Genomic DNA, 19779 nt, shown 5'->3' with positions numbered 1-19779 from the left:
TATCTGAAATGTATTCGAAAATCAGTCCCGTGGCGGCGGTGCGGCAAAAACGACGTCGAGCTTCTCAACCCGCAGGTCGTCCATGGCGAGCGCATCGTTGCCGGTGATGGCGCGGGCGTATTCCACCGGCTTGCCCCGACCGGCAACCAGATCCAGGGAGTCGGGCCCGGCAATGAGCGACACGGTTTCCGACCGCAGATCAATGGTTTGACGCTCACCCTTTTTAATCCGTTGAATGACGAAACTGTCGTGTGCCAGAAAGCGCTCACTTTTTTGGGACAGATCGTCGCAGGGCGCGCTATTGAAGGTTATACGATAATGCGTGGCGATCATCTGGGCCGAAAGGGACGGTGATTTCACGTCCACCCGTTCCGCGTCCAGAATCCGCAGCCCGCCGGGGAGGACGCCGTTCAGCCTGCGCTGCACCTCAGCCGCTTCACAGCCGGCCGCCACCACCATATCCATGTACTCCGCCTGGGATTCTATACCAACCGAGGTGGCGGTGGCAAAGGAGAATTTGGGATGGGGGTGGAAACCGTGGGAAAAAAGGATCGGCACCCCGGCCCGGCTGACGGCGCGCGTGAATACGGTAATAAGCTCCAGATGGCTCAGGAAGCTCATGGCGCCGGTCTTGGCAAAGCGCAGCCGTATCCGCGCCGGCACCGGCTCACCCACAGGCGCAGCGGCAGGGGCCGGCACGCCTGCGTCATGGGGCGAAAGCCGCGGCGCCACGACGCTGAAATCGCAGACGCCGCAGGCGCTGCACCGGCCGTTGCGGCAATCCTCGGTCGCGGCGGCCCCGGCAAAGGCTCGCTCCCGCTCCGCCAGCAAGAACTCCCGCGTAACGCCGCAGTCCAGATGGTCCCACGGCAGGACCTCATCCAGGGACCGGCGCCGCAAGTACCATTCGGGCTGGATGCCGCAGTCGACGAAAGCCTGGTGCCACCGCTCCACGGAAAAGTGCTCCCCCCAGCCGTCAAAACGGCAGCCCAGCTCCACCGCCCGCGCCAGCACCGGCGCCAGCCGCCGGTCGCCCCGGGCAAAGACCCCCTCCATGAAGGACAGCGGGGCATCCTGCCACTTGAAATTGAGCTTGCGCCGCTTCAGTTCGCCACGCAGCAGCCCCTGCCGCTCCCTGATCTCCTCCTGGGAGATCTGCGGTTCCCACTGGAACGGGGTATGGGCCTTGGGGACGAAACTGCTGACCGATACGTTGACCTCGCCCGAAACGCCCGCTCCCTTGGCCTGGTCCTTGACCCGGCGCGCCAGTGCGGCGATCGCCAGCACGTCATCCAGGGTCTCCCCCGGCAGGCCGATCATGAAATAGAGCTTGATGAGCCGCCACCCGGCCCGGTAGACGTTGGCCGCCCCCTCCAGGAGGCCCGCCTCGGTAATCCCCTTGTTGATCACGCCCCGCATCCGCTCGCTGCCCGCCTCCGGCGCCAGGGTGAAGCCGGTCTTGCGCACCTTCCTGATTTCGGCGATCAACCCTTCGGTAAGGGTCCCGACCCTGAGCGACGGCAGGGAAACCGCCACCCGGTCACGGGCGTAGCGCTCCATCAACCCGGCCAAAAGCGGGGCGATGCAGGAATAATCCCCCGAGGAGAGCGACAGGAGCGACACCTCGTCGTAACCGGTGGCCCCCAGGGATTTTTCCACCAGATCGAAGACGGTTGCCGGCGAACGCTCGCGCACCGGCCGGTAGATATAGCCGGCCTGGCAGAAGCGGCAGCCGCGGGTGCAGCCCCGGGCGATCTCCACCGCCACCCGGTCGTGGACGGTCTTCATGAAGGGGACGACCGGCGCAGCGGGATAGGGGGCGGCATCAAGGTCGGCGAGAAAACGACGGCGCACGCGCCCCATGCCGGGCCTGAGCGGGACAATCTCCGCGATGCTCCCGTCCGGATGGTACCGGGGCTCGAAATACGAGGGGACGTACACCCCCTCGATGGCGGCCAGGCGTTCCAGGAGCGCCGCCTTCCCCAGGCCTGCGCGCTTTGCCCGGCGCACCGCCTCGGCGATCTCCAGCACCGCCTCTTCACCGTCGCCCAGCAGGAAGGCGTCGAAGAAGGGGGCAAGCGGCTCGGGGTTATAGGCGCAGGGGCCGCCGGCGATGACCAGCGGGAAGGCATCGGGGCGCTCGCCGGCCAAAAGCGGTATGCCGGCCAGGCGCAGCATATTGAGGATATTGGTATAGGAGAGCTCGTACTGCAGGGTAAAACCGACGATATCGCACTTCGCCAGCGGCGTGGCGCTTTCCAGGGTCGCCAGGGGGGCGCCGGCGGCCTCCATCTGGGACTCCATGTCCGGCCACGGGGCATAGACGCGTTCCGCGGCAATCCCCTCCACTTCATTGAGGACGTGGTACAGAATCCGCAGCCCCAGGTGGCTCATGCCCACTTCATAGACGTCCGGGAAGGCCAGGGCAAAACGCAGTTCGGCCTCATCCTTGCGAATGGAGCCCATCTCTCCCCCCATGTAACGGGCGGGCTTTTCAACGGCAAGGAGATTCATAAATGGAAGACAATCCTTGAGAATGTGATGATAAGGCAAGGGACTGTACCAAATCGGAAGGGATGATGGCAAGGGAAATAGCCATTTTTTTCTTGCATCGGCCTGCCATTAATGGTAAAGAAGAGATTCTAGTTGCCGAAGTGGCGGAATTGGTAGACGCGCCAGATTCAGGTTCTGGTTCTCGCAAGGGAGTGCTGGTTCGATTCCAGTCTTCGGCACCAGTTAAGGAATTAAGGCTTTGCAGACTTCTGCAAAGCCTTTTCCGTTTTCAAGCGGCGTTAACGCCGGCCGGGCGTCTCCCGGTTGGCACCGGCAAACAGCGCGGGTATCCGATCCGCAAGGGAAGCACTATGAAGATAATGGTATGGGATCTCATCGAATCGGTTTCAAACGCCCTGGACATGATCAACAGCAACCTGTCCGAGCACCACGGCAAGGTCGCCTACATCTCCATGCGGATCGGCACCATGCTCGGCATGGGCAACAACGACATCGAAAAGATGATCTATGCCGCCCTGCTCCACGACTGCGGGGTCTTTACCGCCGGTGAGGCGAACTCGATCGCGCGCTTCGAATTCGACACATCGGCGAACAACCATGCCGAGATCGGCTCGAAACTCCTCAAGGGCCTCACCTTCATCGAGATCTCGGAAATAGTCCGGTTTCACCACACTCCCTGGAAACATGGCGAGGGAGCCGGCGCCAGAGACGGCCGCCCCGTACCGTTCGCCAGCCACATCATCCACCTGGCGGATCGCGTTGCCACGCTTTCCGCGGTCAACGGCAACATCCTCCTGCACTCCCGGGACATTCTGGAAACGGTCAGGGAACATGCCGACACCGTATTCCACCCCGATATCGTGGCCGTATTCCATGAACTGGCCCAGCGGGATTCGTTCTGGCTCGACGTCACCAGCAACGACGTGAAATATCTGGTCAACAGTTCGATCCGCTCTTCTTCCATCGATATCGGCATTGACGAACTTTACGAGTTTTCCCGCCTCATCTCCAACATCATCGACTACAAGTGCCGGTTTACGGCGACCCACTCCATCGGCGTCGCCCGGGTGGCGCAGGCGGTCAGCCGCAAAATAGGCTTCAGCAGCGCCGAAGGCATCCTCTTTGAAATCGCCGGCCACCTGCACGACCTCGGCAAGCTTTCCGTCCCGGCCGAGATACTCTACAAGCCGGCGGGCCTGAACAGGGAGGAAATGGCGGTCATGAGGTCCCACTCCTACATCACCTTCGCCGCGCTCAGAAAGGTTCGGGGCATGGAGAATGTCGTCAAATGGGCATGCGAGCACCACGAGAAGCTGGACGGCAGCGGCTACCCCTTCAGGCGCACGGACAGCGAGCTCTCTTTGGGGTCCCGGGTCCTGGCGGTCGCCGATATCTTTACGGCCCTTTCCGAGGACCGCCCCTACCGCAAGGGGATGTGCAAGCGCGATACCATCAGCACCCTGAACAGCCTCACCGGCACCCACCTGGACCCCTATGTCACCTCGACGCTGGTATCGGCCTATGACGAAATCAACGACATCAGGGCCCTGTATCAGAAGACCGCGTTCGACATCTACATGGAGGTCCTCAACTGACGATGCGCTGGCGGCGCGCCCTCCCTGGGGCGGGAAATTGTGTTGCCTCGCGGCGCCAATCCTTTTATGCTGGGGCGGTAGCATCACTACCCCCAATCGAAATGGAGCCGTTATGACCACCCTGTTAAAAACACTTCTCGTCGCTGCCCTTGCCGCAAGCCTCCCGGGCCTGGCAGCCGCCGCCGATCCGACCCCGGCCGACACAAAGCCTGCCGTGGCAGCACCCGCCCCTACCACCCCCGCAACGACCGCGCCGGAAAAGAAACCGTCCGACGGCGCCACGGCCCGCCAGAGCACCAAGCTGGGGTCCGTCGACCTGACCCGTATCGGCGACGAAACCGCGCAGGGCAAGGCGGTCCAGGCCAAACTCCAGGAAAAGAAGGATAAACTCCAGACCAGGATCGACGGCAAACGGAAGCAGTTGGACAAACTGCGCGCCGGCATCCAGGCCAAGCTCCCCAGCCTCTCCCCGGCGCAGCGCGCCGCCAAGGAGAAGGAGTTCCAGAAGAAGGTGGAAGAATTCCAGAAGCTCGGCAAACAACTTGAAGAGGAGCTGTTCTCCCTGCAGGAAAAGGAGACCAAGGCGCTCTACGATGAAACCGAACGGGCTGCCGCCGCCTACGGCAAGGCCAACGGCTTTGCCGTTATCATCATCAAAAAGCAGCTGCTCTATGTGGGCAGCGACGTGGACGCCCAGGACGTGACCGACGCGCTTATCGCGGCAATGGACGCAGCGGCCAAAAAGAAGTAGCTTTTCCGCGGCACACGAAACGAAACGGGGCGGCATCATGCGATGCCGCCCCGTTTCGTTTTTGCTGGTCAATCCCCTTGCCGGACCGGATCAATACCGGTAATGCTCCGCCTTGTAGGGGCCTTCCTTCTTCACCCCGATGTATGCGGCCTGTTCGTCGCTCAGCACCGTCAACTGGGCATTGAGCTTCTTGAGCTGCAGGCGGGCCACCTTTTCGTCCAGGTGCTTGGGCAGGGTGTAGACCCCCACCGGGTATTTGCCCGGATTGGTGAAGATCTCGATCTGGGCGATGGTCTGGTTGGCGAAGGACGAGCTCATCACATAGCTGGGGTGGCCGGTGGCGCAGCCCAGGTTGACCAGGCGCCCCTTGGCCAGCAGGATGATGCGCTTGCCGTCCGGGAAGATGACGTGATCCACCTGGGGCTTGATCTCTTCCCACTGGTATTTCTCCAGGGCGGCGACCTCGATCTCGTTGTCGAAGTGGCCGATGTTGCAGACGATGGCCTGATCCTTCATGCGGGCCATGTGGTCATGGGTGATGACGTGGTAGTTGCCGGTGCAGGTGACGAAGATGTCGGCCTTGTCGGCGGCGTACTCCATGGTCACCACGCGGTACCCCTCCATGGCGGCCTGCAACGCGCAGATCGGATCGACCTCGGTCACCCATACCTGGGCCGACAGCGCCCGCATGGCCTGGGCCGAGCCTTTGCCCACGTCGCCGTAGCCGCAGATCAGGGCCACCTTGCCGGCGACCATCACGTCGGTGGCGCGCTTGATGCCGTCCACCAGGGATTCCCGACAACCGTAGAGGTTGTCGAACTTGGACTTGGTCACCGAGTCGTTGACGTTGATGGCCGGGAAGCGCAGCTCACCCCGCTCGTGCATCTGGTAGAGGCGGTGCACGCCGGTGGTGGTTTCCTCGGTCACGCCCTGGATCCGGGCGATGCGGGTGGAGTACCAGGCCGGATCGGTGGCCAGCTTTTTCCTGATGGCGGCAAAGAGGATGGTTTCCTCCTCGGAACCGGGGTTATCCAGCACGCCGGCATCCTGCTCGGCCCGTGTACCCAGGTGCAGCAGCAGGGTGGCGTCCCCCCCGTCGTCCAGGATCATGTTGGAGAAGCCGCCGTCGGGCCACTCGAAGATCCGGTGGGTGTAGTCCCAGTACTGCTCCAGGGTTTCGCCCTTGACGGCGAAGACCGGCACGCCGGCGGCGGCAATGGCGGCGGCGGCGTGGTCCTGGGTCGAGAAGATGTTGCAGGAGGCCCAGCGCACCTCGGCGCCCAGGGCAACCAGGGTCTCGATCAGCACGGCGGTCTGGATGGTCATGTGCAGCGAGCCGGTAATGCGGGCGCCCTTGAGCGGCCTGGCCGCGGCATACTCCTCGCGGATGGCCATGAGGCCCGGCATCTCGGTTTCGGCAATCTTGATCTCCTTGCGGCCCCAATCGGCCAGGGCAAGGTCTGCGACGATAAAATCCTGTGCCATCTGTTTACTCTCCTTTATCTGGTGTAGTCGGTGCTTCTCTCTTCGATGCCGCCCCGCCGGCGGCAAGCCTTTCCCGGCGTTGTCACGATGCCCTCACCACCAGCACCGCCTCCTGCCCGGGCGTTCCTTCGATCCTCTCGCTACGGACATGGGCAAAGCCCGCCGCCGCAAGCCACGCGGCCAGCTCCGCATCCTCAAACCCCAGCCACTGGTCGGCCAACTGCTCCCGGGCCGCCTCCCGTTCATGGCGGGCGAGATCGGCCAGCACCAGGACCCCGCCGAGGGCCAGCACCCGCCTGATTTCGCCCAGTACGGCCGCCGGGTTGGCGGCATGGTGCAGCACCATGTTCGCCACCACACATCCCACCGACGCGTCGGGCAGCGGCAGGTGGGTCATCTCCCCCAGACGCAGCTCGATGCCGCCCGCTCCGCGGTGCGCCAGCCGGCGGCGGGCCTCCTCCAGCATGGCCGGGGAATGGTCCACGCCGATCACCCGCGCCGCCCGCGTCGCCAGCTCGACCAGCAGTCCGCCGGTACCGGTGCCGATCTCTAAAACGGTACCATCGTCGGGCACAAGTTCAAGCAGGTGCCGACGGTACTCCGGGACCGGCAGGAGCGTCCGGGCCAGGTCGTCCCACTGGCGGGCGTGACGGTCGAAGAACTCCTGGCTGCGCCGGCGGCGCTCCTCCAGCACCTCCGCCACTGCGGACAGGTCGCGCCCCCGTTCGGGCAGGCCGCCCAGTTCCCCCTCGAAGGCCGGCCGGATGGCGTTGAAAAAGCGGTTCACCTCGCCCGCCCGGTAGTAGCTCCAGGTCCCCTGGTGTTTGACCGCCAGCACACCGGCCTCGGTCAGGATCTTCAGGTGCCGGGAGATGCGCGACTGCCCCATGGCCAGGATACGGGTCAGTTCCTGGACGGTAAATTCGCCATGCAGGAGTACCGCCACCAGGCGGAGCCGGGAAGGGTCGGCAAGGGCTTTGAGGGTATCGAGCATATCAATATCGCAATTGTCAATTTTATTAAATCAACTTTTCTTTATATAACATCGCCTGGGGTGATGGTCAAGAAAAACGGGGAGGGGGATCATCAATTGGGGAGGAATAGTTGCCCCGGAGCCACAGGGCGCCGAGGCGACAGGAGAGAAAGAGTGCACCGGCGGGAGAAGAGTCCCGGATTGGCCAAAGCCTTCATGGTGCTTGCCCTCTGCGCCCTTGTGGTTCCGTGGCCGGCCCGTCGCTGGCGGGTCGGACGGAAACGGCCCGCCGGATGGAGCACCGGCAGGCCGCGGTCTGTGCGTATATTTTGTTTGGTGTACTCTCGGGAATCAGGCCGCTTCCTGCAGCGCCTCTTCCGCCTCGCCGAACAGTTCGTCGAAGATCTCCTGCACGGTGGTGATGCGGTCGGCTTTCCAGGCATTGGTGCCGCAGAATACCAGGCCGGTGTCCACCGCACCCCGCTGGGCGCGGTCCAGGGAGGAGACGATGCAGAAACGCTCGCCGGTTTCCTTGTAGGAGCATTTCTTCAGGCAGCCCATGCGGCAGGGGGTGCTGTTCTCCACATCGTAGCGGCGGATATCGTCCTTGTTGTTCAGGATGGCGCGCCCCGGCAGGCCGGCCGGGCTCATGATCAGCCCGATGTCCTCCTTGGTGCAGCGGAGGTAGGCCTGTTTGAAGGCATCGTCGGCATCGCACTCTTCGGTGCAGACAAAACGGCTGGCCATCTGCACGCCGTCGGCGCCTTCCGCCAGGGCATGCTCCAGGTCGCCCCGGTCCCACACGCCGCCGGCGGCGATCACCGGGACCTCGACGCCGCATTCGTCGCGGAAAAAGGCCCTGACCTGGCGGACGGTGGCGTACTGATCATACTCGCCGGTACCGATATTTTCCATTTTTTCGCCCAGGTGGCCGCCGGCGGTATCCGGGTCTTCCACCACCACCGCATCCGGCAGGCGATCATAGGCCTTCAGCCATTTGCGGGCAATGAGCTGGGCCGCCCGCAGGGAGGAAACGATCGGCACCAGGGCCACATCGGGATGCTCGGCGGTCAGCTCCGGCAGGCTCATGGGGAGCCCCGCGCCGCAGACGATCACCTTGGCGCCCGCCTCCACGGCAGCCTTGACGAGCTGCTCGAAATCGGACAGCGCCACCATGACGTTGACACCGATGACCCCGTTCGGGGCGATCTCATAGGCCTTGCGGATCTCTGCCTTGAAGCCCTCGGCATCGGCCTGGAAAAAATTCCTGCCGTTGTAAAAACCGCTGCCCAGGCCGATGCCCGCCGCAGCAACCAGCCCGATGCCGCCGCACTTGGCCACGGTGCCGGCCAGGCGGCCGGCGGAGATGCGCACCCCCATGCCTCCCTGGATAATCGGATACGGTACGGTGTATTTTCCTATCGTCAACGACTGCGCCATATTTTCCTCCAAAGAGACTCGGACATCTTTGGAGTTATCATACAAGGGATCGAATTGGACGATTGTAATAGTTTTGTAAAAGCGGCCGACAAGTGTGGCCCCTTTCGCGGTTGACTCTCCCGGGCCGATAAGGAATAATGCCCCTTGCCGTTGACGTTTCCCGGGAGTATGGATGAGAACAACCTTTGCACACTGCCTCGCGGTCCTGCTCGTAAGCGCCGCCCTCGTCCATGGGGAGGAGACCGCCGGACCTGCGAAGACGCCGCCACCGACGCCAGCAGGGGCCATCGTCACCCTCTGGCCGCTGTTCGATTACCGCTCCAGCCCGGCCACCGGCTACAGCAACCTCTCCATCCTGGGGCCGCTCTTCAAACGGGAGCACAATGGCGATACGACCAGGACCGCGGTCAGGCCGCTCTTTTTCACCCAATCGACCCCGGCGGGCGACGAAAGCGACATCCTCTACCCCCTGGCCGGCACCAGCAGCAGCGAAAGCGATTCCGACACCCAGGTGCTCCACCTGTTCCGAAAACACGCCGAACGTTCCGGCACGGCTGAGGAACGGCGCAGCAGCATGTTGTTCCCCTTCTACATCAGCGGCAGCTCGGACAAATACGGTCCCTACACCTCCGTATTCCCCCTGTACGGGGACATCTACGAGCGTTTCTGGCGCGACGAGTACCATTACGTCCTCTTCCCCCTCTACGGGCGCACCGTAAAGCGGGGCACCACCTCCACCAACTGGCTCTACCCGATCTTCAACAGCGTGTCGGGCGAAAAGGAGAGCGGTTTCGCCGTCTGGCCCCTGTACGGCCAGTCACACAAGGAGGGGGTCTACGAGAAGCGCTTCGCCCTTTGGCCGATCTACAGCGACGAGCGCCTGGGCCTGGACACGGACAATCCGACCAGGAATCTGTACCTGCTGCCGTTCTACGCCTCGTCGGAGTCGCCGCAGCGCAGTTCGACCCACGTCCTCTGGCCCCTGTGCGGTGTGGTGCGGGACGGTACGGGAGCGGTCGTGGAGCGGGATTTCCTCTGGCCCTTTTGGATGACCACCCAAAGCGCCACCGCCACCACCGAACGCTATCTCCCCTTTTACGCCGAAACCAGGGCCAAGGAGGGAGGGAGCCGCTGGGTCATGTGGCCCATCTACCGTAACTCGACCATCGACTCCCCCCTGTTCCGCCAGGAGAAGACCAGCCTGTTCTATTTCCTGTTCCACCGCTCGGACGAATCCTGGCCCCAGGCGGGCAAAGAGCGCGCCCAGAGCGCCTTCTGGCCGCTCTACGCCTGGAAAAGGGACGAAAACGGCCTGAGGACGCTCTCCATGCCCGCCCTGGTGGAGCCGGTCATTTGGAACGAGGGGGTCGAGCGCAACCTGGCGCCGCTCTGGAGGATCTTCATCAGCACGTGGGACGGCCAGGGCAACGGCGCCACGTCGATCCTCTGGAACCTCTTCTGGCGTGAGAAACGGGGCAACGAGAGCGCCTGGGAGCTTTCGCCGCTGGTGTCGTACCGCTCCGCCCGGGAGGGAAGCGAATTCAGACTGTTGAAGGGGCTGTTCGGCTATGCCACGGACAAGGGGAAGACATCCCTGAGTATCTTCTGGATACCGTTCGGGATATAGGGTATGCTGTACACCATGGCCGCTTCGGACCGTGCGGGAGCAGGCATCTTTCAGGACAGACAATGACCAGATTTCTCGAATTCATCGGCAAAAAACTGCTCTACTCCTTCGGCATCGTCGGCGAGGTGCTGATCCTGCTCAAACGGACCGTCTTCGCCTTCCGCGAAGCGCCCCGCAACATGCCGTCCATCCTGGCCCAGGTGGCCATCATCGGCTATGAGACCCTGCCAGTGGCCTCGGTGATGGCCTTTTTCGTCGGCATGGTCCTGGCGCTGCAGACCGGGGTGGAGCTCTCCAAGTACGGCACCCAGGATATCGTCGGCAGCATCGTCGGCCTCTCCATGGTACGGGAAATGGGGCCGGTCATGGTCAGCTTCCTGGTGGCGGGACGGGCGGGGAGCGCCATGGCGGCGGAGATCGGCGTCATGAAGGTCTACGAGGAGATCGATGCCCTCACCACCCTGGAGATCGACCCGGTCCGCTACCTGGCCATGCCGCGCCTGATCGCGGCCCTGATCTGCGTACCGGTCCTGACGGTCTACTCCGATTGCGTCGGCATGCTCGGCGGCGCCATCATCAGCCATCTCCATCCCCGGCTGTTCATCTCCTACGCCACCTACACCGACTCCCTGCGCACAGCGCTCAAATTCCGGGAGATCGCCGCCGGCCTGACCAAATCCTTCGTCTTCGGCGGCATCATCGCCATCATCTGCTGTTACGTGGGCTTCAACACCTCGGGGGGGCGCGGGGGATCGGCGTCTCCACCACCCGGTCGGTGGTGCTCTCCTTCATGCTGATCCTGGTGGCGGATTATTTCCTCACGCGAATACTGATGTAACAACCCAGCATGATGCCGCCGACAACCATCGTCCGCTTTCAGCCGGACGTGGCGCTATCATGCAAAATGCTCTGGATCTTGCGATGCAGGACGGCCCGGTCAAACGGCTTCTGGACAAACTGAAGACCCTCGGCAAGAATCCCTTTCTGATCTATGACCTCGGCAGTGTAGCCCGACATGAAGAGTACCCGTATATCCGGTTTCAGGGCCGCGATCCGGTGGGAGAGTTCCCTGCCGTTCATTTCCGGCATGATGACGTCGGTCAGCAGCAGATCGATGCGTCTGCGGCTGTCGGTGCAGATCTCCACTGCGTCCCGCGCGGTTGCCGCAATCAGGATGGTGTAGCCGATCTCCTGTAATATCTCGGCAGCTATTTCCCGCACCGAGTCATCGTCTTCCACCAGCAGAATCGTGGCCGGGTGGTCAAGCTGCAGCGCCGGTTCGGCCGGTTCCGGAGCGGACGCCAGATCATCGCACCGCGGGAAATAGATGACAAACGTTGTACCCGTTCCCGGCTCGCTGCAAACATTGACGACCCCTTGGTTCTGGCTGACGATGCCGTAGACGGTGGCAAGGCCGAGCCCGGTCCCCTTGGCCGCTTCCTTGGTGGTGAAGAAGGGCTCGAAGATATGCTGCAGGGTCTCTTGATCCATGCCGCAGCCCGTGTCGCTGACGGTCATCTGCACATAGTCGCCGGGCGGCACGTCGGGATGCTCGGCAGCAGAGGCCATGCCGATGCTGACATTGCGCGTTTCAATGGTCAGGCTGCCGCCGTCCGCCATGGCATCGCGGGCATTGACCACCAGATTCATGATGATCTGGTCGAACTGTGTCGGATCGATGTTGACCGGCCACAGCCTTTCAGCCAAACGAGCCTCGAGACGGATGTCTTCGCCGATAAAGCGGCACAACCCTTTCTGGGAATCCGCAACCACGTCGTTGAGGTCAATGACCCGGGGCGAGACCACCTCTTGTCGCGAGAACGCCAGCAACTGGCGCGTGATCTCCCGCGACTGGCCGGCGGCCTTGATGATCCGGCCAAGGTAGTCACGATAGCGCTCCGCTCCGCTCCCCGCCCTGTTGGCCATCTCGGCATAGCCCAAGATGACCGCCAGCTTGTTATTGAAGTCATGGGCGACCCCTCCGGCCAGCCGGCCGATGGCCTCCATCTTCTGCGCCTGGCGCAGTTGGGCCTCCAACTTGAGCTTCGCCGCCTCTTCCCGTTTGGCTTCCGTGGTGTCGACCATGATGCCGCGCAGCCAGCGTGGTCGGCCAGCCTCCGTAACAACCGTCACGATGTCGTGCAGCCAGATGACCCGCCCGTCGCAGGCGATGAAGCGGAATTCGAAATCATGGTCCTGGCCCTGCGCGATTTTTTTCATGCAAAATGCCGGAGCCCACTCCCTGTCTTCCGGGTGCAGGTGATCAACCCAGAACCCCTGCCGATACCACTCCTCCACGGGGTAGCCCAGGAGCCGCACCGCCTGCTGGCTCACGTAGACGAACGAGAGGGTCTCGGCATCCGCCTCCCAGACAATGCTGTCGACCGAATCGACCAGGTTCCTGAAACGCAGCCGTTCGGTTTTGAGCTCCTCCTCGGTTCTTCGGTACTCGGTGATGTCGCGGGCGATCCCCAACACGCCGATCAGGTTTCCTTCGGCATCCCGCACCGGGGTTTTGGTGGTTTCCAGCAACTCACGATGGCCGTCATCGGCAAAGGTGATCCATTCTTCATTTATGGTCGGTTTCCCGGCGGCAATGGCCTTGCGGTCATTTTCGCGAAAAATGTCGGCCTGTTTCGTGTTGACGAAATCATAATCCGTCTTGCCGATGATATCAGGCTCGCAGGCGCCGAAGAAACGTTCAAATCGGGAATTGCAGATAAGGTAGATGCCATCGGCATCCTTCATCCAGACCAGGGCCGGTATGGTCTGGATCAGGATGCGCAGCCTGCTGCGCTCATTTTCCAGGATGGTTTGCGCCTGTTTCAGCGCGGTGATGTCATGGGCCATGAAATAGAGGCAATCTTCCCCCCCGGCCTTTATGGTGGTCAGATACATCAGGGCGTTACGCTTCTCGCCCGATTTGGTGCCTAACAGAAACTCATAGTTCTCAAGCCGTCCGGTCTCCTTGACAATACTTATGGCCCGGGAGCGTGTTTCCTCGTCCCACAAGCCAAGCTCAAGGGAGGTGCGGCCGATGGCTTCGCAGGCCTGCCAGCCGGTCCAGACCTCGAAACCGTTGTTGACCTCCATCAACGTGCCGTCCGCCAAACGGGTGATTCCCACCATATCCGGCATCATATTGAAGATATTCAAATATTTTTGCTGGGAAAGCCGCAGTTCTTTTTCCATCCTGGTCCGCTCCTCGACCTCCTCCAGCAACTTGCGGTTTTCACCCTGCACGCGATGGTGGCGCGAGGCGGCGACCCACGCAAATCCGGCCAGCAAAATGCTGTTGAGCAAGCCGACATAAAAGAGCGGGGATGCAAAAACGGTTACCGTAGGCCAACCACCCTTGCGAATAGCCGCAATCTGCCATGCCCCCCCGGGAATAGCGACGGTCATGCTTACCGGCTGGCGGCTGAAAACGGAGTCATCGCCCCAGATCGGCGACCCGCCCCCGCCGGAAGCGGATTTGCCCTGGCGCAACCCAATCTCGAGGTTCGCGGAAGAAGTAATGCCCCCTGCCTCCATGAGATCCTTAACACTGGCGACAATCGAAACCACCCCCCAGTACCGGGAGCGAAAAGCACCCTTGCCGGTGAACACGGGAGAACGCAGGATAAACCCCTCGCCCCCCTGGATCAGCTTGTGGGGCCCGGAAAGTATGGGAACGCGGGTCTGCATGGCTTCTTCGACAGCACCGTATTGCTCGGCTATGGTCGAGTAATGCAGCCCCAGCATCCGCTCATTGCCGGTAACGGGATAAATCATGGCCACCCTGTTGTCCGGGGCCAGCGCAATAGTACGAATATGGGGGTGCGATTTGATTGCCTGAGAGGCGAGGGCGGTAAAGAGCTCAGGACTGATGTTGCCCTGGTACCCAACGACATTCACAAGGCCGGAGGTGGCGCTGAATACGGAATTGGCAACCGCCTCAAGCCGGGCCCGGACAGTTGCAAGGTCGCTGATGGCCTGGCTTTTTGCATCGCTCAGACGGTTTTCGGCGCTGATCTTCGCCACCTTGAAGCTCAGCAGTGCGCCAAGCATTGCTATGAGCCCGGCTAAAAGCCATGGGGTGGCGTGCCAAAGCGAAAATTTACTGCTTTCATCTTTGTCGATTTCCAAAAGCTCTCCCTGGCCCGGAACGTCACTAAATTAGTCAGCACTAATTTCATTTTAACAGTGCGGCAAACGATGTCAAGGTGATTCAGATGGAACAACACTGCTGGCGCGGCTCGTAACAACAAACCGATCAAAGCGCTGTACGGCCTTCCAGAGACCGGTTTCGCCATGGCCGTCCGGATTGTGGGGAGGATGTCGTTGACGTGGTGGGCATGATGGGCCGGCAGGGCGAAAAACCACGCGGAGAGAACCGCCGGAGGAACGTATGGGGAGCGGTATTGTCGCCCCGCTAAAAGTTCAGCATCCCGCGGTATGCCTGTCTCGTGACGATGTTCAAACAGCCGTCAGTCCCGCGGCACGGCCAGCATCCTGTCCAGGGCTTGCCTGGCTTTGGCGCGGACCGCTTCGGTAACGGTCACCACCGGCGACATGGTCTGGAGGGAGTAGAGCACGTCCTCAAGGGAGGTCAGCTTCATGTTGGGGCAAATGAGGGCCGGCGAGGCCAGGATAAACTCCTTGCCGGGGTTTTCCAGCCGCAGCTTGTAGAGGATGCCGGCCTCGGTGCCCACGATGAACTTTTTTGCCGGGCTGGTGCGGCAGTAGTCGTACATGCCGCTGGTGGAACAGACGTGATCGGCCAGGGCCGAAACCTCGGGCGCGCTTTCCGGGTGGCAGATGAACAGGGCGTCGGGGTGTTCACTCTTCTGCTGCTCGACGGCCGCCACGGTCATGCGCTCGTGGGTCGGGCAGAACCCTTCCCAGAAGACGAAACGTTTTTCCGGGACGAACCGGGCCACCCAGCGCCCCAGGTTGCGGTCCGGGACAAAGATGAGCTCGTCCTCCGCAAGCGACCTGACCACCCGTATGGCGTTGGCCGAGGTGCAGCAGATATCGGAGTGGGCCTTGATCTCGGCCGACGAGTTGACATAGGTCACCACCGGCACGCCGGGATGTTTGGCTTTGAGCGCCTCCAGCTCCGCCACCGTGACCATGTCGGCCATGGGACAGCCGGCATCGGGGCGGGGCAGCAGCACCTTCTTGTCGGGGGAGAGGATGGCGGCCGACTCGGCCATGAAGTGCACGCCGCAAAAGACGATCACATCCGCCCCGGTCCGGGCCGCCTCCATGGACAGGGCCAGGGAATCCCCGGTGATGTCCGCGACCTCCTGCACCTCGTCACGCATGTAGTTATGGGCCAAGAGCACGGCATTGTGCGCCTTGAGCAGATCCCTGATTTCCTGTCCGATACTGTCGTTCATCGTTCCCGATCCTCCCGGAGATGCTTGTCCACCGCTGGTTTCCTTCCCGGCCCTTCGCGTTCCGTCATCCCGTCCGCCCTGGCCACGCAGGCGGCCATGCTACCCGAAAGTGCCTCAAAAAACAAGGCATGACGCTCCCGGTGCCGAAGCCATCCTGAGGGCGCCCGCCCCGCCTTTCCCGTTGACAATGTCCCCGGAACCGGCTAGAGAAGGGTATTTTCGGGGTGCGGCACACCTCCGCCCCCTCCTGAGGAGCCCCACGCACCATGGCCTTCGACAGATTCCTCCAGCGCATCGGCCTCACGTCATTGCCCGCAGCCCCCCTGGAGCGGCTCCGGGAACTGCACCGGGCCATGGTGCTGCGCGTACCCTTCGAGAACCTCGCCATCCTGGAAGGCTGTGCCATCAGCCTCGAACCGGCGGATATCCTGGCCAAAGTCGTGGAACGCGGCCGCGGCGGCTACTGCTTCGAGCTGAACAGCCTGTTCGCCTGGGCGCTGGAAACCCTGGGATACTCCGTAGAGCGGCTCCTGGGGAGGGTCTGGGTCAACGGCGCGCCCGCCCCTCTCCCCACCCACATGGCGATACGGGTGACGGTTGCCGGAACGACGTACCTGTGCGATGCGGGTTTCGGCGGCGGAACCCTGCGGGAACCACTGCCGTGGCGCCTGGAGCAGCCGTTCGCGCAGGGATCGGACACCTTCCGCCTGACCGCCGCCGCCAACGGCGAAACCATGCTCGCACGGCTCTCCGACAATGGCTGGCGGGACCTGTACAGCCTGCTTCCCTGCACCGTCCGCTCCCAGGACTATATCCCCGCCAACCACTACACCTCCACCCATCCGGATTCCATCTTCACCCAGCTACCCATGGCAGCGCTCAACCGGGAAGACGGTCGCGTCACCCTGCGGGGACGCACCCTCCGCATTGTGGAGGGCACCGGCGAACGGGAGGTGCCGCTGCAGACAATCACCGGGCTGGTCCAGGCGCTGGAAGACTACTTCGGTCTGGCGGGACTGGATGTTGCCGCGCTTGAGGCACGTCTCCAGGGGGTATTTGCCGAGTAGCGGCGTATGTCGTCTTTCCGCTTGACAAAACGCATCGAACACGTTAGAAAAAAGATTCTTCGGGATGTAGCGCAGCCTGGTAGCGCACCTGCTTCGGGAGCAGGGGGCCGCTGGTTCAAATCCAGTCATCCCGACCATTCAAACACCAAAGGGGTCAGCCGGATAGGGTTGGCCCCTTTTTCGTCCCGTCTGCCGTCGCGCTTCGCCCCCCCTTTTTCCGTATACAGCCTTTCGCGTTATGCCACCGTTTCTCTCCAAAAGCAAGGCAGGAATGGGCGCGCGGGCGAAAGCCGCCCGCAGGGCGCTGCCGAAACTCATGCCATCGGCGGCGGTACGTGCTATACTGGAGGCAAATCCACAGGCCCGGCCGGCCACGAGGAGAAGGCGATGCGTTATCCCGCTTCACTGCTTGCACTGTTGCTCATGCTTGCCGCCGTCCCGGCCCATGGCGGTGACGTGGCGCTGCTTGCCACCTGCACCACCAAGGTCTTCGGCGAGATCAACCGAACCCAAAAATGGTCGGGCAAGCCGCCGGCCAAGTGCCCGGCGTCGATTACCGTGGAAAAACGGACGGATGGGGTGCTGGTCACCGCATGGGTAATCAGGAGCGTCGAGGGGGGCTGGATCAGAACCGCATTTTCGGGCGCCATGGGATATGGCGAGATCGCGGGGAAAAAGGAGCTGGCAAGGGCCGGCCGCGACATCGTGGCCCGGGCAAAGCACCTGGAGCGGTGCCTGGATTCCATCAACGCGACCAACGACCCGCTTGACTGCCGTGATCGCGCGACCAAATCCTATACCGCCGGCGAGGAAAGCGGCGTGGAGAACGACCGGATCGTCTGGCTTGACGATAATGGGCGCCATGCCGTCCTGGAGTACGCCTTCGGAAACACATCGTCAACCCCCAGCCCACCGGCCGATCTGTTCAACGGCCAGCCGCTGCCGCCGGGGGTGGTCCTCGACCTGCGCATCAACCGGTGACCGGCGTCAGCGCTCCAGGATAAAGGTGACCGGCCCGTCGTTGACCAGGTGCACCTTCATGTCGGCCTGGAAGATGCCGGTCTGCACCGGCAGGCCGAGCCGCTCCACCGCCGCCGTGAAATGGTCGTACAGCCGCTTGCCCTCCTCCGGCGCTGCCGCCGTATCGAAGGAAGGGCGCCGCCCCTTGTCGCAATTGCCGGCCAGGGTGAACTGGGACACCACCAGGACCGCCCCCTCCACATCCGCGAGGGCAAGGTTCATCTTCCCCTCCTCATCCGCGAAGATGCGCAGGCCGGCGATCTTTTCCGCCAGCCAGTCGGCCCGCGACTCGTCATCCCCCTTCTCCACGCCCAAAAGGACCAGGACACCTTTCCCGATCCGGCCCACAAGCCTTTCATCCACGGTAACGGAAGCAAAACTGACGCGTTGGACAACTGCTTTCATAATGTCTCCCTGAATCCGTGACGCCGGAATACCGCAACGTCCGGAAGATCCGGAGCCCGCGCGTCGCCATGTCGTAACAGCCCACTCACGAGGCCCGTCCGCCGCCTGATTGTCGCACTCTATTCAAACGCAAAGGCAGAGGACTTCCGGACCAGCGAAGGCATGAAGGCGTCACGGATTCAGGGTCCCCATTACCTGCCGCCGCGGCACTGCGGCAGATGTGCCCGTTCAGATCCTGACCAGTTCGTAGCTCCTCGACCCCAGGCCGACCTTTTCGCCATGTTCCAACTGCACCTCCCAGGGGATCTGGGGGTAGACGCCGCGGAACTTGTCCCCCCCGGCTCATGGCCGCTCTTCAGGGCCGCCCCCTCGTTGCCCCGGGCTCCATTGACCAGATCGGCGCAGGCCTGGTCGATGGCCACCGGATCGGTGGAGGCGCAGATGCCGATGTCGTTGACGATCGGCGCATCGGCGTGACCGTAGCAGTCGCAGGCGGGGGATACCTGGGTGATGAAGCTCAGGTAGACCGCCCGTCCCTCCTTGCCGGTCACGGCTCCCTTGGCGTATTCGGCCATCTTCCTCATCACCAGGTCGGCCGCCTCGTTCCATTGGACGTTGATGACCTTCACCGGACAGATGCTGATGCAGCGGCTGCAACCGGCACAGAGCCCGGGATCGATGGTCGCCTTCCCCTCGATGATCCTGATGGCGTCGTGGGCGCAGGCCTTGAGACAGGCGCCGCACCCGGTGCAATACGCTTCAGCCACCTTGGGAGCCACGGTGGAGTGCTGCACCAGTTTGCCCTTGCGGCTGGCGCACCCCATGCCCAGATTCTTGATGGCCCCGCCGAAGCCGGTCAATTCGTGGCATTTGAAGTGGCTCAGGCAGACCAGCGAGTCGGCCTCCACGATCTCGGTGCCGATATGGACCTTTTTTAGCAGTTCGCCGTCAATGGCCACATCCGTCTCGGTCACCCCGCGCAGGCCGTCGCTGATGACCAGCGGCGCCCCGGCGCAGGCATAGCCGAAGCCGTTCTCGATGGCGCAGACCAGGGCCGAGACCGCTTCCTTGCGCTCGCCGGGGTAGAGGGTCGATGAATCGGTCAGAAAGGGCTTGGCCCCCAGTTTCTTGATCTCCTCCACCACCCGCCGGGCAAAGATCGGGCGGATGAAAGCGCTGTTTCCCTTCTCGCCGAAATGAATCTTGACCGCCGTCAGATCCCCCTCGGCGATGTGCTGCCCCATACCGGCCAGGGCCAAAAGCTTGCCGATCTTGTCGAACAGGTTTTCCTTATGACTGGCCCGCATATCGGCAAAATACACCTTGGACATGGTTTCCTCCTAACTGGTTTCTTGAAAAATCCAGGTTGTTCAAAAATAGTCAGATCGTCGCACCCGCAGACAGCCCAGCGGAGGCGTAGCAGCGCTACGCCGCACAAATGGGCTTTCGAGGACGGTGGCGAGATGGCTGTTTTTCAACAACCCCCTAATTCTATTTTTTTGACCCGGGTCAAGCAAA

At 62.5% G+C, this 19779-nt stretch carries 12 protein-coding genes, 2 tRNA genes and 2 pseudogenes; 8 read left to right on the top strand and 8 right to left on the bottom strand.

What is annotated here, in order from left to right; genetic code table 11:
- Positions 1-21: 21 nt before the first annotated feature.
- Positions 22-2514, bottom strand: a complete 2493-nt coding sequence (locus FO488_RS18765) for a TIGR03960 family B12-binding radical SAM protein (protein WP_149211962.1) — start codon at positions 2512-2514, stop codon at positions 22-24.
- A gap of 134 nt (positions 2515-2648) precedes the next feature.
- Between FO488_RS18765 and FO488_RS18760 the strand changes: the two genes are divergently transcribed.
- From FO488_RS18760 to FO488_RS18750, 3 genes are all read left to right on the top strand, one after another.
- Positions 2649-2735, top strand: a tRNA-Leu gene (locus FO488_RS18760).
- A 129-nt stretch (positions 2736-2864) separates the two neighbouring features.
- On the top strand, positions 2865-4109 hold the full coding sequence (locus FO488_RS18755) for an HD domain-containing phosphohydrolase (protein ID WP_149211961.1): 1245 nt from the start codon (positions 2865-2867) through the stop codon (positions 4107-4109).
- 112 nt (positions 4110-4221) lie between these two features.
- The gene (locus FO488_RS18750; protein WP_168206103.1) at positions 4222-4860 is read left to right on the top strand and encodes an OmpH family outer membrane protein; all 639 of its coding nucleotides are present in this window, start codon (positions 4222-4224) and stop codon (positions 4858-4860) included.
- Positions 4861-4950: 90 nt separating this feature from the next.
- On the opposite strand, the gene ahcY is transcribed toward FO488_RS18750, so the two are convergent.
- The 3 genes from ahcY to FO488_RS18735 form a co-directional block, all read right to left on the bottom strand.
- Positions 4951-6345 (bottom strand): adenosylhomocysteinase, encoded by a 1395-nt coding sequence (ahcY, locus tag FO488_RS18745; RefSeq protein ID WP_149211959.1) that lies wholly within the window; start codon positions 6343-6345, stop codon positions 4951-4953.
- Between the two features lie 82 nt (positions 6346-6427).
- Positions 6428-7339: a metalloregulator ArsR/SmtB family transcription factor gene (locus FO488_RS18740; protein WP_149211958.1), complete on the bottom strand. Its 912-nt coding sequence runs from the start codon at positions 7337-7339 to the stop codon at positions 6428-6430.
- Positions 7340-7669: 330 nt separating this feature from the next.
- The gene (locus FO488_RS18735) at positions 7670-8758 is read right to left on the bottom strand and encodes a nitronate monooxygenase family protein (RefSeq protein ID WP_149211957.1); all 1089 of its coding nucleotides are present in this window, start codon (positions 8756-8758) and stop codon (positions 7670-7672) included.
- Between the two features lie 172 nt (positions 8759-8930).
- Here FO488_RS18735 and FO488_RS18730 point away from each other — a divergent pair, with 172 nt between their 5' ends.
- Together FO488_RS18730 and FO488_RS18725 are read left to right on the top strand one after the other, a co-directional pair.
- On the top strand, positions 8931-10385 hold the full coding sequence (locus FO488_RS18730) for a hypothetical protein (protein ID WP_149211956.1): 1455 nt from the start codon (positions 8931-8933) through the stop codon (positions 10383-10385).
- A gap of 179 nt (positions 10386-10564) precedes the next feature.
- Positions 10565-11223 (top strand): annotated as a pseudogene (locus FO488_RS18725) (MlaE family ABC transporter permease).
- Positions 11224-11261: 38 nt separating this feature from the next.
- Here FO488_RS18725 and FO488_RS18720 read toward each other — a convergent pair.
- Positions 11262-14435: a PAS domain S-box protein gene (locus FO488_RS18720; RefSeq protein ID WP_149211955.1), complete on the bottom strand. Its 3174-nt coding sequence runs from the start codon at positions 14433-14435 to the stop codon at positions 11262-11264.
- A gap of 419 nt (positions 14436-14854) precedes the next feature.
- A complete protein-coding gene (gene nadA, locus FO488_RS18715; RefSeq protein ID WP_149211954.1) occupies positions 14855-15769 on the bottom strand; it encodes a quinolinate synthase NadA in 915 nt (304 codons plus the stop codon).
- Positions 15770-16035: 266 nt separating this feature from the next.
- Here nadA and FO488_RS18710 point away from each other — a divergent pair, with 266 nt between their 5' ends.
- The 3 genes from FO488_RS18710 (at position 16036) to FO488_RS18700 (ending at position 17817) form a co-directional block, all read left to right on the top strand.
- Complete coding sequence (locus FO488_RS18710) at positions 16036-16836, top strand: arylamine N-acetyltransferase (RefSeq protein ID WP_149211953.1); 801 nt, start codon at positions 16036-16038, stop codon at positions 16834-16836.
- 60 nt (positions 16837-16896) lie between these two features.
- Positions 16897-16973 (top strand) — tRNA-Pro (locus tag FO488_RS18705).
- A 250-nt stretch (positions 16974-17223) separates the two neighbouring features.
- A complete protein-coding gene (locus FO488_RS18700) occupies positions 17224-17817 on the top strand; it encodes a hypothetical protein (protein ID WP_149211952.1) in 594 nt (197 codons plus the stop codon).
- Between the two features lie 6 nt (positions 17818-17823).
- Here FO488_RS18700 and dtd read toward each other — a convergent pair whose 3' ends face one another.
- Together dtd and FO488_RS18690 are read right to left on the bottom strand one after the other, a co-directional pair.
- Positions 17824-18261, bottom strand: coding sequence for a D-aminoacyl-tRNA deacylase (gene dtd / locus FO488_RS18695; protein WP_149211951.1), 438 nt, complete (start codon positions 18259-18261; stop codon positions 17824-17826).
- 228 nt (positions 18262-18489) lie between these two features.
- Positions 18490-19592 (bottom strand): annotated as a pseudogene (locus FO488_RS18690) (DUF362 domain-containing protein).
- Positions 19593-19779: the final 187 nt, after the last annotated feature.

The sequence above is a fragment of the Geobacter sp. FeAm09 genome, assembly GCF_008330225.1.
In the GTDB taxonomy this organism is placed as follows: Bacteria; Desulfobacterota; Desulfuromonadia; order Geobacterales; family Pseudopelobacteraceae; genus Oryzomonas.
The sequence above is the reverse complement of the archived record's forward strand: the minus strand, read 5'-3'. Positions and strand labels throughout refer to the sequence as shown.